Source organism: uncultured Jatrophihabitans sp. (assembly GCF_964251945.1).
GTDB lineage: Bacteria > Actinomycetota > Actinomycetes > Mycobacteriales > Jatrophihabitantaceae > Jatrophihabitans.
Map to the genome: position 1 here is coordinate 473,239 of NZ_CAXULP010000001.1, position 18,941 is coordinate 492,179.

Sequence of the window (18,941 nt, forward strand, 5' to 3'; positions counted from 1 at the left end):
CGGTATCCGCATGGTCGTCGCGCGGGCTCCCTGTAGCATTTGCCGTGCTCGCCGTCGAAGATCGGATCGTGAATGCGCCTGTCGAAGAACGACGCCCGCGCTGCCGGACCGCCGCGATTCTCGATTATCTCAGCTGTCCATGATGTCGGTCGTTACCTGGACCAATACATCGCATCCATCGAAGGACAAAGCTATCCGCTCGACAACGTCGAGGTGATCGTTGTCGACGACGGGTCGACCGACAACTCGCTGGAAATGCTGGAGCGCTGGCAGCGACTACGACCTGATCTGGTCACAGTGCTCACCAAGAGCAACGGGGGACAGGCATCAGCCCGCAACCTCGGATTTGAACGGGCCACCGGCGAATGGGTGACGTTCACGGACCCAGACGACTGGCTGGCGAAGGACTATCTCAGCGAAATCGACGCCTTCATAAGCGAGAACCCGTCGGCTGTCATGGCGGTCGGTCGCCGCGTCGTCGTCGACGAGGCCAGCGGCGAGCAAAGCCGCCATCCGCTGGACTCCCACTTCACAAAACGGAATCGGCTCCGCAATCTCGACCTCGATACCGGACACTTTCACGGTTCTGCGCCGAGCGCGTTCTTTCGCCGAACTGAGTTGCGCCGGCAAGCACTGGTTTTCGATGAGCGATTGAAGCCATCGTTCGAAGACGGCTATTACTGTTGCTCGTATCTGCTGCAGGTGGAGAAACCGATCGTCGGTTTCGTGCGGCGCGCGTCTTATTTCTATCGCAAGCGCGCTGACCAGTCCTCAACGCTCGATACCTCCTGGGTCGATCCAGAGCGATACACCTGCGTTCCTCGCTATGGGTACTTGCGCCTACTCGAGCACGCCCGCGACGTGCGAGGAAATATTCCGCCCTGGATTCAGGGAATGGTGTTATATGAGTTGTCCTGGTATTTCAAGAACGAGGACGCGTTTCCTGGAGTGGCAACGGCCGCGCATGGCTCTGTCGCCCGAGAGTTCAATTCGACGCTCGCGCAGATTGCGGCGTTGCTTGACCCGGGCATCGTGCGATCCTATTCTGCCCGACGGTTGACAACGACCCACCGGGACATCCTGCTGCACTCCTTCGATGAGGCGCCGTGGCACACCCAGTACTATGTCATCGACAAAGTCGATTTTGCTCAACGTCTGATGCGGCTGCGATACCGATACACCGGCGAGGAGTCGCCTGTCAGTTACGTCGTGGACGGCGAATCGACACGTCCCGTGCACGCAAAAGTGCGGGATCTCGTATATTTTGACAGGGTTGCCGTTCGCGAGTCCGTGAACTGGCTTCCGCTCGGCACAATTCGAATGTCGATTGGCGGCGGCGACCTCGAGGGACGGCTGTCCGAACCTGCTCCGCCCGACGATCGCCTGGACAGCTGGGCGATTCGTCAGAATTATGACTGGGGATTGCAGCGTCGAGTCGCCAAGTCACAGAAGGTGTCGCTGACACTGGCCGACCGTGTGCTGCTTCGAGTAGCGAGAAGCAAAGTGGTGGGGCTGGTTTTCGGTCGAGCCTGGGTGCTCATTGACCGAGTGCACAACGCTGACGACAACGCAGAGCATCTGTTCCGTTATATCGTCGACCAGGGCCGCGAGGTCAACGCCTGGTTTGTCATCGAAGGCGGCGTGCCCGACCATCGACGGCTCTGCCGCGAAGGCTATCGTCGACGTGTCGTCAAGTACGGCACATTGCGGTGGAAGCTGCTGATGCTCAACGCCGACAATCTTATTTCCTCACATGTAGACGCCCCTATCGTTGCTCCGCCGGAGATCGTCCGGCTGCGTCCGCCCGCGTGGCGGTTCACCTTTCTTCAACACGGGGTGATCAAGGACGACATCTCGCGGTGGATCAATACGAAAGACATCGACACGATGGTCGCGAGCACGAGGTCTGAGTACAACTCTCTTGTTGGCGAGGGCACCCCCTACCTGCTAACGCATCGTGAAGTGGTGCTCACCGGCCTGCCTCGGTTCGATCGGCTACGTGAACGCGATCTGGCCTGTCCGGACGAGCAGCGAACGCTGTTGTTGTTCGCGCCAACCTGGCGTGCGTGGTTGATCGCACCGAAGCCGAGTGGTGTGCACCGACGCGTCGTCGATGTGGACCGGCTGTTCGAGTCGCAATTTCTACGCAGCTGGACGCAACTGGTGACTGACGATCGACTGCGTCGTCTCGCGGCATCGCACGGGCTCACGATTGCGCTGCTGTTGCATCCGGACCTGCAGTCTGTACGAGAGTCGCTCACCCTTCCACAGCACGTGGAGCTGCTTCAGTTCGAGGGTCAAGATGTTCAGACCCTCTTCGTGCGAGCGCGCGTGTTCGTGACCGATTATTCGTCGATGGCCTTCAACGCGGCATACGTCGATCGCCCGCAGGTTTACTACCAATTCGATCGCGATCGCTTCTTTGCTGGTGGCCACGCTGGGCGTGCGGGATATTTCGACTATTTTCGTGACGGCTTCGGCCCAGTCGCGCAATCGGTGGACGACGCTGTCGCCGCAATAGCAAGCGCGGTCGAGAGTGGACCTCGCTCGGCGGAACCGTATCGCTCGCGGATCCGCACGGCGTTTCCTGAGCGGGACGGCAGGTGTTCGGAGCGCACGTTCGAAGCGATCAAGGCGGCTGCCCGGCCGGCCGCCGCCTCCGGCCCCGTTGTCGCGACTTCGCTGCGCCCAGCAAGCCTGCGGTGACAGGCGATCTCACCGAAACACGAACTGGTGCGGCGCCGACTTTCTCCCTGATAGTCGCTGTCTACAACGTCAGCAGCACGGCCAACACCACCTACACCTCCAACTATGGACGCTCCTGCTTGCAGTCGCCATAGTCGCAAATGGACCCGGACGGGCGGAAACGCGGGCCTAAGCTAAGACCGTCGGTGACCAGGCACGTCCGCAGTATCGGTGGAGACGTAGCTCGGCGAGCGATTCGGCGAAGCGTCGCTCGCGGCGTAGGTCGTCGAGGCGGCCAGCAGAGCGACGGCCTGCAGCACCTCTCGCTCGCCGTCGGCAAGATCTGCCAGGGCCTTCATCAATTCGCGGTGCCGATCAGCGGCCTGTCTCGCCGATGCCGCGTCGCTGCGGGTCGCCGCTTTGCGGGCTGTTCGGTCAGCCGCCGCCCGTCGCCGGTTCGACCGCCAGGCGTAGAGGAGGTTGACGATGACGAGGATGGCCAGCCCCGTGAGCAGCGCACCGCCGTAGCCCGTGCTGGTGACGACGGCCAGGAGTATCGAGACTGCGACCGCCAGCGCCCCGCCAATGGCGAGGGCAGTGGCGACGCGCTTCGGCTTGGCAGCCGCCGGCGCTGACTCGCTGGTCTGGATCGTCGCCGCGCCTTCCCGCGTCGCGAGCTCGGCCTCGAGTTCGGCGACCCTGCGTTGCAGCCGCTCGGCTCTGACCTGGGTGGCGAGCGCCTCGGCCGCCACGTCACGACGTTCATCGGGGCCGGCGCCCACGCCGGCGGCGAGGTGGCCGTCGATGGCGGGCAACCGGGGAATGCTGGCAGGGTCGTCCGCAATGCGGAGCCGCAGGCACGGCACGTCGCCCAGCTTGATCGTGTCTTGCAACTCGAAACCAGTCAGCGCCGCGCCGCCCCGGGCGAACACGTCTGCGCCCTGTCGGCCGCTCACGTCGATCACCAGGGACACCTCCGGAGCGCCGTAGGCGCGCACCGCGGCAGCGACGCCGGAAAGATCTTCGACGCCGGTCACCGCCACGCAGTCCACCTCCGGCGCAGTCGCGCCGAGAGCCAGGCCGACCTGATCCGGAGTGGCTGCCTGAGCGTTGTCGAACGACACGCCTAGCGTCGCGGCGAGCTCTGCCGTGGGCGCGACCAGCAGTGCTCGTCGAGCGACGCTGGGCATTGCCAAACTGTACGACAGGCGGGCGCCGCGCTGCCGGCACGACGACCCGTGGTCTGCTCGACGGACTGGATATCGTCGGCCAGGTGGACTGGATCGGTGGACGAATAGGTGGCACGTCGCGTGAGCCCTGAGCGGCCGACGCTGACCGTGGTGGTTGACGGCCGGCCGCTGGCCGATCGACTCGACCGGACCCTGCGCTCGCTTTCGACGCAGACCCTCGCTCGGGACCGGTACGAGGTTGTCATCGTCGCCAACGCACTGCTCGACCTGAGCGAGTCAGCGATCACGGTGCGACAGTTGGTCGTCCCGGTTATCAGCGCCCCGCGGGCCCGCAACGCAGGGATGCAGATGGCCAGGGGCGACTATGTCACCTTCGTCGACGCCGGCGACACCGTCTCCAGCGGGTACCTCGACGCCCTGCTCGCCATCGCCAGCCCCGGCGCCGTCGGCGTCGCGCATGTGGCCGAGCCGAACGACCGGGGGAGCGGCCTCGACTTCGGCCCCCGATCGCGGCTCGCGAGCACTCTTCGCCGCGAACCCACGGCCAGCGCGCTGTCGACCGCGCTCGCCGCCGCTCCCGGCAAGGTGCTGCCGGCCGCGTTCGGCCGCGTCGTCGGCTTCGAGGCCGAGCCGGACAGCGGCGGCGACACGATGTTCTTTTGGCGGCTGGCCACCCGCTTCGACCTCGAGTATCGGTTCTGCCGACCGTCGGCAAACGCCTTCTACTATCGTTCGCCCGTCTCTCGCTCCACCCCGACGGAGGCGCCGAACGACGACGACGCGGCGGTCGAGCGAGATCTCGACGTGATCGGGCAGCTGACCTCGGCCGTCGCCGCGCCAATGCACCGCCTCGTTCTCGAAGCCGCGATCGGAACCAGAGTCGACTCGCTGAACCGAACCCTGCGACGATCTCCGCACCTGCACGCGCCCATCCTGGCCGGCGTTCGCTCGCTGGGCCTGGCGTCCTTCGACTACGAGCGGCTCAACCGCGGCGTAGCGCGTGACCTCGCGATCCTCTACGCGGCGCTGCCCTTCGCCGACACGTCGGCCAACATCGCCGCCCGGCGGGTGCGCGCCGCCGGACGTCTGGTCGACGTCGTGAGCGCCGACCTGAGCGGACGTCGACCCGTCGACCACTCGGCCGCGGCGCTGTGGGCGGAGTGGCTCGGCGAACTCCACCAGATACCGGGCCCAGCGACTATGGACGGCGAGTGGGGCCCCACCGCGCAGTTCTGCACGCGCGGACTGCTGGTTGTAGAGGGCGCCGAGCGTGCGAAAGGCGCCTACCGAAGCTTGTACAGCCGGACGATGTTCCCGGGATCGCATCTGCTCGCCGCGCTGGTCAAGATTCGCCATCCTGACATCCCGTGGCTGGCCGAGTTCTCCGACCCGCAGCTGCGCAATTCGCGCGGCGAGCTACGCATGAGCAAGGGCGAGCCGGATCGCGAGCTGCTTGCCGAACTCGCGGACGGCGTCCGAGCCCGCGGGTTCGAGCCGCCCGCCAGCGACAACGTGTGGGAGTGGGCCGAGAACGTGGCGTACGCGCTGGCGGACTCGGTGCTGTTCACCAACGACCACCAGCGCGCCTACATGCTCGGGTACTGCGCCGACCGAGCAGTCGCGGCACGGGCGGCGGCGCACTCGCTGGTCGAGCGCCATCCCGCGCCGCCGACCGAGCTGTACCACGCGGCGGACGCCGGGTACGACCTGGATCCGGCGCTGACGCACGTCGGCTACTTCGGGACCTTCTATCCGACCCGGAGTCTGACTGAGGTGGTGGCGGCGCTGAAGGGGCTGGAGCCCGACGCGCGCGCAAGGCTGCGCCTGCACGTTTTCACGAAGAACCCGAAGTCGCTGCGGGCCGAGGCGGCGGACGCGGGGCTCGGGGACGTTCTCGTGGTGAACGCCTACCTCGGCTTCCTCGACTACCTCAACATGACAACCCGGGTGGACGTCCTGCTGGTCAACGACTATCACACGGTCGGCCGTCACGAGGTGAACCCGTACCTGCCGGCGAAGTACGCCGACTATGTCGGCAGCGGCCGACCCATCTGGGGCATCGTCGAGCCGGGCAGTGTGCTCAGCTCCTTGCCGCTGGACTACCGCAGCGAGCTGGGCGACGTCGCCGGGGCCCGCCGCATTCTGACTCAGCTCAGCGCCCTGCACCGCTTGTCGCCCCGTTCGACCGGCCCCGACGATCAACTGGCCGGTCGAACGAAGTGAGTCGAACGAAGTGACAAGCCCGGGTTCGAGACACCCACGTGCCCTGCGGTCCGAACGCGCGGCGTTCGTGCATAGTGTGGATCTGATGAACGATGTCGACCGTCGCAGGAGTCAACGTCCATGAGCGAACGCGTTATCAAGGTCGACGTCGTCGTCATCGGCGGCTGCGGCCACGTCGGCTTGCCCCTCGCTCTCGCCCTGGCCGACCGAGGCTTGAGTGTGGCGTCGTACGACATCAACGACGACGCGGTGAAGAAGGTGATGGCCGGCGAGCTGCCGTTTCGCGAGGACGGCGCGGCCGAGGTGCTCACCCGGGTGCTGGCCGACGGGCGGTTCGCGGCGACGTCCGACCCCGAGGTCGTGGGCGCTGCCGACACGGTGATCATGGTGATCGGCACGCCGGTCGACGAGCACCTCAACCCCGACCCCGACGCGGTGCCGCGGGCGCTCGCCGAGATCGCGCCGTTCCTGTCCGACGGCCAGCTGTTGATCCTGCGCAGCACCGTCTATCCGGGCGTGACCCGGCGCGTGGAGAAGCAGTTGCGCGATTCGGGCCGCAATCTCGAGGTCGCGTTCTGCCCGGAGCGGATCGCCGAGGGCAAGGCCATGGAGGAACTTTTCACCCTGCCGCAGTTGGTGGGCGCGCGCACTCCGGCCGCGCTGGCCCGCGCCAGCGCGCTCTTCCGCCATCTCACCGACTCGATTGTCGAGGTCGAGCCAGAGGAGGCCGAGCTGGCGAAGTTGATGACGAACACGTGGCGCTACATCAAGTTCGCCGCCGCCAACCAGTTCTATGTGATGGCCAACGACCACGGCGTCGATTACGAGCGCGTGCGCCACGCAGTCACCTTCGACTATCCCCGGGCCGCCGATCTGCCCGGCGCCGGCTTTGCCGCCGGCCCGTGTCTGCTCAAGGACACCATGCAGCTGGCCGCCTTCAGCGACAACACGTTCGTCCTAGGTCACTCGGCCATGCTCGTGAACGAGGGCCTGCCGCTCTACCTCGTCTCGCGCCTCGAGGAGTCCTACAACCTGCCCGAGTGCACAGTCGGCATCCTCGGGACTGCGTTCAAGGCCGAGAGCGACGACACCCGCTCGAGCCTGGCGTACAAGCTCAAACGCATCCTGCAATTCCGGGCCGACGGCGTGCTCGCCACCGATCCCTACGTCACCTCGGACCCCTCGTTGCGGCCCTTGGCCGAGGTGCTGGACCGGGCCGATGTCCTCGTGATCGCCGCACCGCACAACGCCTATCGCGAGCTGGTCACCGACAAACCGGTGATCGACGTGTGGAACCTGCGCGGCAACGGGGTTCGCGTGTGAATCTGCGGGTCTCGGTCGTCGTCCCGGTCTACAACGAAGGCGAGGCGATCGTTCCGGTCCTGGACCGGATTTTCGACTCGGTCGAATCCGACTGCGACATCTTCGTCGTCGTCGACAGCGAGGACGACAGCACGATGCCAGTGCTGCGCAGGTATGCCGAGCGCCAGCCGCACCTGCATCCGACCGTGAACACCTACGGCCGCGGCCCGGCCAACGCGATCCGCTTCGGAATCGACGCCGTGAACAGCTCGATCGTGGTGGTGACGATGGCCGACGGCAGTGACGACCCGAAGCAGATCGACGCGCTGGCCCGGCTCGTCGACCGAGGCGTCGTCGTCGCGGCGGCCTCCCGCTACACCGCAGGCGGACAGCAGGTTGGCGGTCCGCTGGTCAAGGGAGCGCTCTCGCGCTGGGCGGGCCTGACGCTCAACTCGCTGGCGCGGGTCGGCACCCACGACCCGACGAACAGCTTCAAGGCCTACTCGGTCGAGTTCGTCCGCGAGGTCGGGATTCACAGCCGCAACGGCTTCGAGATCGGCCTCGAGCTCACCGCCAAGGCGCGCCGCCTGCGCCGGCCGGTGGCCGAGATCCCCACTATCTGGCTCGACCGCACTGCCGGCATGTCAAACTTTGACCTCAAGGGCGGGATTCCGCATTACCTACGTTGGTACCGCTTCGCGTTCGGCCCGCAGCTGAGCATCAGCGAGCTGCACGCGGCCGCCGCGGCGATCAGTCTCCAGGATCCGAAGAAGGAAGAACGCCATGATTGAGGGCAACGGTCAGCGGGTGTTGGTGTCGGGTTCAGCCGGCTTCATCGGTGGCTACGTCGTGGAGGAGTTGTTACGCCGCGGATACGACGTCGTGGGCATCGACAACTACTCGAAGTACGGCAAGGTGGTGAAGTCCTACGACGACGACCCGCGTTATCACTTCACCGAGGGCGACGCGCGTGATGTCGATCTGATGTCTGAATTGCTGGCCGATTGCGACCATTTCATCGCCGGCGCGGCGCTGATCGGCGGGATCTCCTATTTCCACGCCTACGCCTACGACCTGCTCGCGACCAACGAGCGGATCATGGCCTCGCAGTGCGACGCCGCCATCGCCGCCGCCCGCCGGGGGCGGCTGCAGAAGGTCACCTACCTGTCGAGCTCGATGGTCTTCGAGTCGACCGAGTCCTGGCCGTCCGTCGAGGGTGATGAGCGCAAAGTGCCGCCGCCGCTGTCGTCGTACGGCTTCCAAAAGCTCGCCGTCGAGTACTTCGCCAAGGCTGCGTGGGACCAGTATCAGCTGCCCTACACGGTGGTGCGGCCGTTCAACTGCGTCGGCGTCGGCGAGGGCCGCGCCCTAGGCGACGTCGAGATCGACTCGGGCAACGTGAAGCTGGCCATGAGCCACGTCGTCCCCGACCTCGTCCAGAAGATCGTCAAGGGCCAGGACCCCCTGCACATCCTCGGCGAGGGCAATCAGATCCGGCACTACACCTACGGCGGCGACCTCGCCCGCGGCATCGTCGAGTGCATGTCCCAGGAAAACGCCCGCAACGACGACTTCAACATCTCCACCCCGCACGGCCACACGGTCCGCGAACTCGCCCAGGTGATCTGGACCAAGATCAAGGGCGACGGCGTTCCGTTGACGATCGTCACCGACCCCGCCTACGAATACGACGTGCAGCGGCGGGTCCCATCCGTCGAGAAAGCGAGACGCGTCCTCGGCGTCGAGTGCACCACCAGCCTCGAGGACATGCTCGACGAGGTCATCCCCTGGGTCACCGCTGCCGTGGCCGACGGCCGGCTCTAGCACGTGCTCGGTCGCCTGCGCGCGGTCGTCCTCAGGCCGGGCGTGGTCCTCGCCGTAAGCGTGCTGGTCGCCTGCGTCTTCCTGGCCGTCGAGAGCCGGAAGTTGTACTTCTTCGGCGACGACTGGGAATTCCTGCTGCAACGCGGGCTCAACTGGGACTCCCTGATGCGTCCGCACAACGAGCACTGGTCCTTCCTGCCCGTCATCGCGTTCCGCCTCATGGTGAAGATCTTCGGCATCGGCCATTACCCGGCCTACGCGCTGATGCCGATCCTGTTGCACGCGGCGTGTTGCGGCCTGCTTTACCTCGTGATGCGCCGCAACGAGGTTGCGGCGTGGCCCGCCGCGATCGTCGTCATCCCGTTCGCCTTCCTGTGCGGCAACCTCGGTCAGAACCCTCTGTGGGACTTCCAGATCGGCTTTCTCGGCTCGGCCGCCTTCGGGCTCCTCAGCCTGCTGAGCGCATCGGGAGACGGTCGCACCCGCCTCGTCCTGACGTGGCTGGCGATGATCGGATCGTTCCTGTCATCTGGAATGGCAATCCCGATGCTCGTCTGGCTGGGCCTCTACGTACTTCTGAGGCGCGGCCTGCTCTGGGCGATCGTCACGACCGCTCCGCCGGGCGTGGTCTATCTGGTGTGGTATGCGACGTACGGGCGGGAGGGAAGGGCATACGTGCCGCCTACGTCGGGTGAGAAGTACATCGAGTTCGTGGCGACCGGCCTCGGGTCGCTCTGGGAGCAGGTCATTCGTTTTCCCGGCACGGGTGGTGTGGTGCTCCTCTCGCTCCTCGCAGTGGCGTGGTTGGGCCCCCTGGCATCTCGGGAACGAGCTCTCGCACTGTCGGGCGGGCTAGCTGCCGTTGCGACGTTCCTGTTCATCGGGGTGTCGCGATCTGGGCTCGGAGCGGCGGCTGCGACTGTGAGTCGGTACTCGTATTTCGGCATCGCGTTCACCGTGCCCGCGGCCGCTGCGGTCTGCGCACTGGCAGCCCAGCGGCTCGCCGCTCACCAGATCGAGCGGGTGGTGGCGGCGCTGCTCGTGACAATTGCCCTGGTGGGCAACGGCGTGGTCCAGTCGCGTACCTGGGTGGTCGACCGCGCGAGGCTGGGGCGCGGGCTGAGGGGAACCCTGGCGGCGACCGGACAGCTCATCGCCCAGCACGCCACCTTCCTCAATCAGCGGCCCTCCCCGGCGGACAATCCGAACATCACCGTGGACGATGTTGCGCACGCACTGGCCGACGGGCAGTTGCGCCGCCAGCCGGCGTCGCGGCCGGCCCTGCTCGCCGCCGCGGCATTCCTCCAGGTGGCGTCGGGGCCGAAGGACTACTCGCTGCCGGCGGCAGCAGGTCTTCGCTCCCGGGGCCTGACGGGCAAACTCCCGCGCACCGGATGTGCGCAGCTGCGGGCCGGCGCCCGGGCGCACATCGACCTGCCCCCCACCGGGACCGGCTCGCAAATCCTGATCCGAAGCGAGGCCACGACGCTGCCCGCGCAGCTCCTCGACGGCGCGCTGGTGAGTCCCGCCGTCTACCTTCCGTCGGTGCCGGGCCAGCCCACCTACGTCGCCACGACCGCGTCCCAGGGCACCTTGCGGATCAATTTCAAGCGCGGGACGGTCTCTGTCTGCCTCGGAACCGGATAGGCGGCCGCGGGCGTATCCCACTGTCGCTGAGCCGACGTTTCGCGGTCGTGTTGCGTTGGGGGAGTCGCATCAGCCGCCGTCAAACTTAGGCTGCTTAGTTTCCTAAGCTGACTGTTGCCGGTTTCGCGATCATGAACGTCTGTGCGCCGAGGATGCGCCAGGCCAATGGAAACCTGAGGTAAAGACGTACGAGGTTCGGCGTGCTCGGCAGCCGTCCCTTTGTGGAGTACGGAAGGAAACGAGCAATTGTCTTAGTTACTTCGAAGTCCGTTGCGAGGAAAGCCTCAACCAGCGCGCGATCATCTATCGGCGTGATGTGGTCGAAAAACTGCCAGTAATCCCTGGCGCAGAAGCGGACGTTCGGCTGGAGCACCAATAGTTGGCCGGTCGGTTTGAGGACTCGGCGAACCTCGACCAGCGTCGACAAGATCGCTTCGCGAGTGATGTGCTCAAAAAAATTGCTGATGAAGACGACGTCAATTGATGCGTCCGGGATCGTCTCCAGTGCGTCGGACCGCAGCACATGGGTTTCCACCCCAGCGGCAGCGCGAACTTCGACATCGGGATTCAGATCCACGGCAATCCTGCGAGCGGCTTTGATGTTGTTGATGAACTCGCAGTGGCCAGCCGCGAGGTCGAGAACTGTCGCTTGAGGCTCGACCCACCGCTGGAAGAAGTCGGAGCAGAGCACCTGCCAGATTCCGTCGCGCTGCGCTTCCTCGGCGAAAAACCTGTTCGAATAGAGCGTCTTCAAGTCGTCAGACTCGTTTTGCATTGATGCTGACCGTCTCTCGAGCGCGGTTCGTCTCAGGGCGTGGGGACGTTATCACCAGGCCGAATGTGCGGTGTCCGACACGCCCCGATTCGACGTCGGCGGCCCGGCGCCCGCTCCGCCTAGAATGTCGCGCATGAGATTCGTGGTCACGCTCATGGTCCGCGACGAGGTCGACGTCATCGCGGCGATGATCGAGCACACGCTCTCCCAGGAGCCCGACCTCATCATCGCCACCGACAACGCGTCGGTCGACGGCACGACAGAGGTGCTGCAGCGCTACGCCGACCTCGGGCTCGTCGAGCTGCACCACGATTCAGAACACCGCAAACAGCAGCACGCCGTCGTCACCGCCATGGCTCGCCGCGCACGCACCGAGTACGCCGCCGACTGGGTGATCAACGCCGACGCCGACGAGTTCTGGATACCGGTCGACAAGAGCCTGACGCTGCGCCAGGCGCTCGAGCGGATCCCGCTGTCGCTGAACGCGTTCACCGTGCCGGTGACCAATCTCGTGGGGCGCCCCGCTCGGCGCGGTTCCGGGCTCGCCCACCTGATCTGGCGTGACCTGCGCCCCGCCGAGGAGCTGCAGCAGATCGGCATTTACGCCCAGCCGACTGGCAACGCCGTCCACCGCGGTGAGCCCGATGTCGTCGTGGCGCAGGGCAACCACTTCGTGTCGATCAAGAGCAACGGCCAACCCGACCCGGATGTCGCACTCGAAGTGCTGCACGTCCCGTGGCGCTCGTGGACGCAGTTCGAGCAAAAGGTCTCGCACGCGGGGCGTTCCTACGAGGCGAACCCCGAGCTGCGACCGAGCAAGAACCACCACGGCATGGCCGACCGCCGGCGCCAGCTCGCCGGCCGCCTGTTGCCGGCGTTCCTGCTGCGCCAGCCGTCCGGGACCGATCTGAAGGCCGGCGAGGTCACCGGTTGGTTTGTCCGTGACGAGTGGCTGCTGCATCATCTGCAGGGTCTCGCGGAGCATGGGGTGTGTCCAGACCTGCTTGCCCCGCTGCTCGATGACAGCGACGATGACCCGTTCAGCGACGCGGAGATCGAGGCCGGCGCCGCCTTGGGAAAGCAGTTCTTCAATCTTGAGAGCGAGCGGCGGGCCGAGAGCGTGCGTGCGGACCGCGCCGAGGAGAAGGTGCGCGAATTATCCAAGAAGCTGGCCGATGCCCGGAACCAGCTGCGTGCAGCGACGGCCCCGCGTCCGGTGCCCGACCGCGCCCGCGCCGCCGCTCATGGCGTCCTGCGCCGCACGCGCAAGGAGGTCGGCCGGGCCCGGCGCCGTCTGCGGCCTCGATGAGCGCGGCCCGGCCCGCTGCGTCGGCCACCCAGGCCGCCACCCCGGATCAGCGCCGGCGCCTTCGCCAGGAGGCCGGCCGCTGGGTCCGTCGGGCGCTGGACGCCGCCGACGCCGCTCAGCACGCATCGCTGCTGCTGAGCAGCGGCGCTTTCGACCCCGCCTGGTACGCGGCCCGCTCCGGATCCGAACTCACCCCGGCCGCAGCGGCACGGCACTACCTGCGGGCGGGCGGCGATCTCTCCCCGCACCCGCTGTTCGACCCCGAGCACTTGCAGAAACGGAACGGCAAGAGGGTCGCCAAGCGCATCGGCAAGCGGAACCCGCTGCTGGCCTACCTCACCGACGCCAAGCTGCACCGGGCCAGCTTCCACCCGCTTTTCGACGTCGCCGCTTACCTCGCAGCCAACCCTGGCGCGGTCACGCACCGCTTCGGCCCGCTCGGCCACTACCTGGCGACCGGCGCGGCCGAAGGTCTGGCCCCGAACACGTGGTACCCCGCCGACCCCGAGGCCGAGCCACAGGGTTTGGCCGACTGGCTGCGGGCCCGCCGCCGGGAATGGGAAGCGCGGGCCGCGCTGGCCTCCTCGCCGTGGACCACGACCGCGCCGACGGGTGGCGTCCCGATATACGCCCCGCCCGCGATCGGGCATCCGTTGGTGAGCGTCGTCGTCCCCGCCTGCCCCGACCCGGATCTGCTCCGGACAGCCTGCGCCGGCGTGCTCGCCCAGACCGTCTCCGGGTTGGACGTGATCGTGGTGCACCGTTTCGGCGTCGCGGACGCCGTCCGCGACGCGCTCGGCGAGCACGCGGAAGACGCTCGGGTGCGCCTGGTCGCCGCCGACGGCGGCGACGGCGACGACGGCGACGACGCCGCGCTGCTCGCGCACGGTGCCGCGGTCGCGACGGGCGACTGGGTCGCGTTCTGCCCGCCTGTCGCGCTCTGGCGCCCGGACCACCTGGCGACGGTGCTGAGCTGTGCGCAACGCCAGGGCAGCGAGGCGGCGTATGACGTCGTCGAGCGGACCGAGACCTCGGACGCCGGCGAGGTGCATGAATTCGCCACGGTGCCCGTCACACCTGAACGCGCCGCGGTCGAGGGTTACGTGTCCTTGGCGGCGCTGGTCGTGCGACGGGCGACGCTGGCCGAACTCGGCGGCATCGACCGCAGCGTCCACTGCGCGGCCGGACACGACCTGGAACTGCGATTGCTCGCCCGTGGTCCGATCCCGCTCGCCGACCGGGTCGGCGTGCTCGACCTCGCCGAGCGGCGTGCGCAGGCGGCGATCCCGCCGCGTGAGCAGCCGTGGCTTGACATCGCCGAGCTGACGACCTGGCACGACGTCGTCCTCGACCGCCAGCTCAGCGGCTGGGACGCCCTCGCCCCCGAGGGCGACCCCGGACTGGTGTCGATCATCATCCCGACCCATGCCGATTCGACCATGACGACTCGCGCGGTGCGCTGCGTCAGCGACGCCTGGGAGACCGCGGCCGCCGGCGATCCCGACGCCGCCGACGTCGAGATCCTGGTGCTCGACAACGGCTGCGACGCCGACCACGCGGCCCGGCTGCAGAGCCTGCCGCACGGCTTCCGCCGGGTCCGCGTGCTGCACGAGCCAGTCAATCGCGGCTTCGCGCTGGGCAACAACCTGGCAATGCGGCACGCCCGTGGCGACGTCGTCGTCTTCCTCAACAACGACACCGAGGTCGTCCCCGGCTGGCTCGAGCCGCTGGTGCGCGCGCTCGACGATCCGTCGGTCCTGGGCGCCCAGTCGCTGCTCGTCTACCCCAGCGGCTCGATCCAGTCCGCCGGGATCGCCTTCCCCAGCAGCGGGGGAGTGCCGCACATGCTCCTGCAGGGCTTCCCGATCGAGGACGCGGACGGCATCGAGGACGCCGAGCTGCACGCCGCGACGGCGGCGGCCCTAGCGGTGCGGCGGGCCGACGTCATCGCCCTCCGAGGCTTCGATCCGATCTTTCGCAACGGGATGGAGGACGTCGACTTCGGGCTGCGAATGCGAGCCCTTCGGCCCGGCCGGTTCACCGTCCGCACCGACTCCGTCGTCGTCCACCACGAGTCCCGCTCGCCGGGGCGCTTCGGCCACGCCCTGGTGAACCGCCGCGTCCTGCTCGACCGCTACCGTGCTGGCATGCCCGCCGACGACGTCGCGCTGTGGGGCGCCCGGGGCTACGACGTGGCCGGGCACGAGGTCCGCAATCTCGTGTCTCCCGACCGCCGAGTCGGGGTCCCCGAGCCAGTGCTCGTCCGTCGGCCGCTCGCGCAGGTCAGCGAGGGCCCGCCGCGGCTGCGCTGGGCGTTGAAAAATCCGGCGCCCGCGGGGTTGGCAGCGCAGCGCTGGGGCGACACGCATTTCATCGCCAGCCTGTCGGCGGCACTGCGACGCCTTGGCCAGCAGGTGGTCGTCGACCACCGCGGCGAATTCGCACGGACCACCGGCCAGCACGATGACGTCGTGCTCGTCCTGCGTGGTCTCGCCCCGTACTCCGCGATCTACGGCCAGATCTCGATGGCCTGGCTGATCTCCCACCCGGAGATGTTCAGCCGCAGCGAGGCGGCGACCTACGACCGGGTGTTCGCGGCGAGCGCCACTTGGTCGGCGTCGATGTCCGCGGCCTGGGGCGTCCGCATCGACCCGTTGCTCCAGGCCACGGATCCCGAGCTCTTCCATCCCGATCGCGGGCGTCCGGACACCGGTCATCCGGTCTTGTTCATCGGCGGGTCGCGCAAGATCTACCGGCCGATGGTGCGCGACGCCATCGACGGCGGCCTTCCGCTGTCGCTGTACGGCGAGGGGTGGGACGATCTCGTGCCGCGTGGCTACCTGAAGGCGTCCTACGTCCCGAACGCGCAGGTGGGCGAGGCGTACCGGCGGGCCGGCGTCGTTCTCAACGATCACTGGGATGACATGCGCCTGGACGGCTTCCTGTCCAACCGGCTCTTCGATGCCGCCGGGAGCGGCGCGCGGGTCATCACCGACGACGTCCGCGGCCTCGAGGGCTTGTTCGGACGCTCGGTCCAGGTGGCCCGGACGCCAGCGGAACTCGTGGCACTTGCGACCGCGCCGAACCTCGACGCCGTGTTCGGCGACGACGCCGAACGCAGGGCAGTGGCCAAGCAGGTGCACGCCGAGCACTCGTTCGACGCACGCGCGCGGACCCTCCTCGACGCCGCGCTGGAGCTGCGGGCCCGCTTGAGCGATCCGATCGCCGTGTGGCACAGCGGGGCGACCCGATGAGCGACGCGCTCGGACAGGCACGCCGCACGCTGGGCCGCGCCCGCCGCAAGCTGCACCGGCTGCGCCACCCGGAAGAGGCGCCGGCGTTGCGGGCCGAGAAGGCCGTCAGCCGCCTGCGCCGCGACCTGGTCGCCCAGCTGACCCAGCTGCACCGAGACGTGTCCCGCCTCGACGGCGCCGTCGCCACCGCCGGCGCTCGGCTGGACAAGCTGGACGCGCGCTCGGCCGCGGTGTCGTCCGGCCTGGACGCGCTCGCCCGTCGCCCCGGGCCGCCGCCGCCCCCGCCGCGGGCGCCGGCGAAGACGCTCGCGGCGAATGTCCTCGAGGACAACGTCGTGCTGTCCGGATTGCAGGCCGACGGGCCGCGGCCGCGGGTCGTCATCGTGCTGCAGGGCTTCGGCGTGCACATGCTGTTCGCCGGGATCCGCACCGCGCTCTTGACCGCGGTCGAGCTCGCCCGCCGACTCGACCGCCCGCTCGCCATGGTCGTGCTCGAGCCGCTCAACGCCGACCCCGACGCCGTCCGGACCGAGGTCGTCCAGTGGCTGACCGACGAGCTCGACGCGGCCGACGTCGCGGCCAACCTCACGCTGAGCGCGCCGGAGGGGATCCGCCGCCACGGGGGGCACCCCGACGACATTTGGATGGCGACGTTCTGGACCACCGCCTTCCAGCTCGGACGGCTCTGCGACCGCGGCGCGCTGAGCCCCGATCACGTCGTGTACCTGATCCAGGACTGGGAGCCGGGCTTCTACGCCTGGGGCACCGAGCACGCGCTCGCCGGCAGCACGTACTCCCTGCGCTTCCACCTGCTCGTGAACTCGAGCTCGCTCGCGGATTACGTGTCCGAACGGGTCGGCAGGCCGATTCCCGCCGATCAGGTCATCGCGCCGCAAGTGGACGAGGACCGGCTGCGCTCCGCGACCGACGAATGGGCGCCGCGGGCGCCGGACTCGCCCCGCATCCTCTTCTACGCGCGACCGTCGAAGCCGCGCAACCTCTACCCCCTGGGGCTCGCCGCCCTGCAGCAGTGGGCCCTGACCGTCGACCCGTCAGCGCACCCGGTCGTCACGCTCGCCGGTGAGGACCTCACAGCGCCGGATCTAGGCCCGGGAATCACGCTTGAGGCGGTCGGCAAGCTCGACATGGACGAGTACTACGCGCTGCTCGCCCGCACCGACGTCGGGCTCGCGTTGATGCACAGCCCGCACCCGAGCCACCTCGCCCTCGAGTTGCCAATGACCGGAATCCCGACTATCACCAACGCAGTCGAGAACCACCGCAAGCCCTGGGTGACCGGGCTCGAGGTGGTCGAGGCCACGCCGCACGCCCTCGCTGCGGCGTTGACCGCCCACCTGGAGCGGGCGCGCACGATCACCACCCACGAGTTCGTGCCGCTGGGCGCCACGTTGGGCCGCCCCCTCGGCGAGTGTCTGGACGCGCTCGTCACGCGGCTGCCCGCTGCCGGCGTCCCCGCAGGGGTCCACGGGTTGACGTCGACGACGAAGAGCGTGCGATGAGCAAGACCAGTCCGCTGAGGAGCGCGGTCGGCCGCGGTGGCCGGGCCGCTCTGCGCCAGTTGCCCCCGCCGGCCCGGCTCCGGCTCCGGCAGGTCAAGCGCGCGGCGTTGGGCCAGCCACCCGTCCCCACGAAGCGAGCGGCGAAGGCCCGTCCGGCTGCTGCGAAGAAGCCGACGACGCCGAAGACTCCGCCCGTCGCCGCGCCCCGGCTTGCCGACCCCGGGCCGCGCCGCGCCGAGCCGGGATCGTCGCGGCTCGAGACCCGCCGGTCGAACATCTTCGCCACCGCCGCCCGTGGCGGCAGAGCGCTGGAGATCGGCCCGGCGCACAACGCGATCCTGCCGAAGCGCGACGGCTTCGACACCCGCACCGTCGACTACCTCGACCGGGCCGGCCTCGTCGAGAAGTACAAGGACTTCGCGCAGTACTCGCCCGACGACATCGAGGACGTCGACTACGTGCTGCCGCCTGGCGCGGCCATGGGGGACATCATCGAGGACCGGTTCGACCTGGTGCTCGCCTCCCACGTCCTCGAGCACACGACCTCGCTGATCGACTTCGTGAACGAGTGCGCCCGGTTGCTGCGTCCCGGCGGGGTGCTGGCCCTCGTCGTGCCCGACCACCGCTTCTGCTTCGACCGGTTCCGCGAGCGGTCGTCGATCGGCCGGGTGATCGACGCCTCGATCGATCCCAAGTCGGTCCACACGGTCGGCACGCTGACCGAGTTCGGTCTCAACGCCGTGCGGCACCGTGGGGTCACCTCCTGGGCGCCCAACCATTCCGGGAAGTACTCGCTCGCCCACGACATGGACTTCGTCCGCAGCAAGGCGGCGAGCGCGACCTCCGGCAGCTACGTCGACGTCCACCACTGGATCTTCTCCCCGCACCACCTGCGGCTGCTGCTCCACGACCTGTTCGAGTTGGACTACATCACCCTTCGCGAGGCGCACTTCCACGACACGATCGGCCACGAGTTCTTCCTCAACCTCACCGTCGAGAGCACCGGATCGGGGCTGTCGCGGACCGAGCTGATGAGCCTCGCCGACGAGGAACTGCGGACCATGGACGTCCCGGAGTGGGAACCGGCCGATGCGACCTGACTTGTATCTAAGCGTGCTGATGGACGCCTCGATCGCGGCACCCGCCCGAAGATCATCGCGGCCGCGAAGGCCGGACACGACCTGACCGGACTCCCCGAAGCCGCCTGCAGCA

12 protein-coding genes are annotated in these 18,941 nt (G+C 68.0%); 10 read left to right on the plus strand and 2 right to left on the minus strand.

What is annotated here, in order from left to right; all coding sequences use genetic code 11:
* Window positions 1–72: 72 nt before the first annotated feature.
* On the plus strand, window positions 73–2,706 hold the full coding sequence (locus ACFFBG_RS02160) for a CDP-glycerol glycerophosphotransferase family protein (RefSeq protein ID WP_375475137.1): 2,634 nt from the start codon (window positions 73–75) through the stop codon (window positions 2,704–2,706).
* Between the two features lie 173 nt (window positions 2,707–2,879).
* On the opposite strand, the gene ACFFBG_RS02165 is transcribed toward ACFFBG_RS02160, so the two are convergent.
* Window positions 2,880–3,875 carry a hypothetical protein gene (locus tag ACFFBG_RS02165; RefSeq protein WP_375475139.1) on the minus strand — a complete coding sequence of 332 codons (996 nt, stop codon included), beginning with the start codon at window positions 3,873–3,875 and terminating at the stop codon, window positions 2,880–2,882.
* Between the two features lie 108 nt (window positions 3,876–3,983).
* On the opposite strand from ACFFBG_RS02165, the gene ACFFBG_RS02170 reads away from it, so the two are divergent.
* From ACFFBG_RS02170 to ACFFBG_RS02190, 5 genes are all read left to right on the plus strand, one after another.
* The gene (locus ACFFBG_RS02170; RefSeq protein ID WP_375475141.1) at window positions 3,984–6,098 is read left to right on the plus strand and encodes a glycosyltransferase; all 2,115 of its coding nucleotides are present in this window, start codon (window positions 3,984–3,986) and stop codon (window positions 6,096–6,098) included.
* 120 nt (window positions 6,099–6,218) lie between these two features.
* Window positions 6,219–7,421 (plus strand): nucleotide sugar dehydrogenase, encoded by a 1,203-nt coding sequence (locus ACFFBG_RS02175; RefSeq protein WP_375475143.1) that lies wholly within the window; start codon window positions 6,219–6,221, stop codon window positions 7,419–7,421.
* Window positions 7,418–8,191, plus strand: a complete 774-nt coding sequence (locus tag ACFFBG_RS02180) for a glycosyltransferase family 2 protein (RefSeq protein WP_375475145.1) — start codon at window positions 7,418–7,420, stop codon at window positions 8,189–8,191. Before ACFFBG_RS02175 ends, ACFFBG_RS02180 begins: the two co-directional genes overlap by 4 nt.
* Window positions 8,184–9,224: an NAD-dependent epimerase/dehydratase family protein gene (locus ACFFBG_RS02185; RefSeq protein WP_375475147.1), complete on the plus strand. Its 1,041-nt coding sequence runs from the start codon at window positions 8,184–8,186 to the stop codon at window positions 9,222–9,224. The genes ACFFBG_RS02180 and ACFFBG_RS02185 overlap by 8 nt, the downstream gene beginning before the upstream one ends.
* A 3-nt stretch (window positions 9,225–9,227) precedes the next feature.
* Complete coding sequence (locus tag ACFFBG_RS02190) at window positions 9,228–10,871, plus strand: hypothetical protein (protein WP_375475149.1); 1,644 nt, start codon at window positions 9,228–9,230, stop codon at window positions 10,869–10,871.
* Window positions 10,872–10,965: 94 nt separating this feature from the next.
* Here the strand turns inward: ACFFBG_RS02190 and ACFFBG_RS02195 are convergent, their stop codons facing one another.
* A complete protein-coding gene (locus tag ACFFBG_RS02195) occupies window positions 10,966–11,625 on the minus strand; it encodes a methyltransferase domain-containing protein (RefSeq protein WP_375475151.1) in 660 nt (219 codons plus the stop codon).
* A gap of 154 nt (window positions 11,626–11,779) precedes the next feature.
* Here ACFFBG_RS02195 and ACFFBG_RS02200 point away from each other — a divergent pair, with 154 nt between their 5' ends.
* From ACFFBG_RS02200 to ACFFBG_RS02215, 4 genes are read left to right on the plus strand one after another with little or no spacing between them, the layout of a single operon-like run.
* Entirely contained in the window at window positions 11,780–12,955 is a 1,176-nt protein-coding gene (locus ACFFBG_RS02200) for a glycosyltransferase family 2 protein (protein WP_375475153.1), read from the plus strand.
* Complete coding sequence (locus ACFFBG_RS02205) at window positions 12,952–16,209, plus strand: glycosyltransferase (RefSeq protein ID WP_375475155.1); 3,258 nt, start codon at window positions 12,952–12,954, stop codon at window positions 16,207–16,209. The genes ACFFBG_RS02200 and ACFFBG_RS02205 overlap by 4 nt, the downstream gene beginning before the upstream one ends.
* Window positions 16,206–17,729, plus strand: coding sequence for a hypothetical protein (locus ACFFBG_RS02210; RefSeq protein ID WP_375475157.1), 1,524 nt, complete (start codon window positions 16,206–16,208; stop codon window positions 17,727–17,729). The genes ACFFBG_RS02205 and ACFFBG_RS02210 overlap by 4 nt, the downstream gene beginning before the upstream one ends.
* Window positions 17,726–18,829: a class I SAM-dependent methyltransferase gene (locus tag ACFFBG_RS02215; RefSeq protein WP_375475159.1), complete on the plus strand. Its 1,104-nt coding sequence runs from the start codon at window positions 17,726–17,728 to the stop codon at window positions 18,827–18,829. Before ACFFBG_RS02210 ends, ACFFBG_RS02215 begins: the two co-directional genes overlap by 4 nt.
* The last annotated feature ends 112 nt before the right edge of the window (window positions 18,830–18,941 follow it).

Coding starts and splice junctions, on each gene's coding strand:
- ACFFBG_RS02175 (WP_375475143.1), top strand. CDS start 6,219: ATGAGCGAACGCGTTATCAAGGTCGACGTCGTCGTCATCGGCGGCTGC.
- ACFFBG_RS02215 (WP_375475159.1), top strand. CDS start 17,726: ATGAGCAAGACCAGTCCGCTGAGGAGCGCGGTCGGCCGCGGTGGCCGG.
- ACFFBG_RS02210 (WP_375475157.1), top strand. CDS start 16,206: ATGAGCGACGCGCTCGGACAGGCACGCCGCACGCTGGGCCGCGCCCGC.
- ACFFBG_RS02200 (WP_375475153.1), top strand. CDS start 11,780: ATGAGATTCGTGGTCACGCTCATGGTCCGCGACGAGGTCGACGTCATC.
- ACFFBG_RS02160 (WP_375475137.1), top strand. CDS start 73: ATGCGCCTGTCGAAGAACGACGCCCGCGCTGCCGGACCGCCGCGATTC.
- ACFFBG_RS02165 (WP_375475139.1), bottom strand. CDS start 3,875: ATGCCCAGCGTCGCTCGACGAGCACTGCTGGTCGCGCCCACGGCAGAG.
- ACFFBG_RS02185 (WP_375475147.1), top strand. CDS start 8,184: ATGATTGAGGGCAACGGTCAGCGGGTGTTGGTGTCGGGTTCAGCCGGC.
- ACFFBG_RS02205 (WP_375475155.1), top strand. CDS start 12,952: ATGAGCGCGGCCCGGCCCGCTGCGTCGGCCACCCAGGCCGCCACCCCG.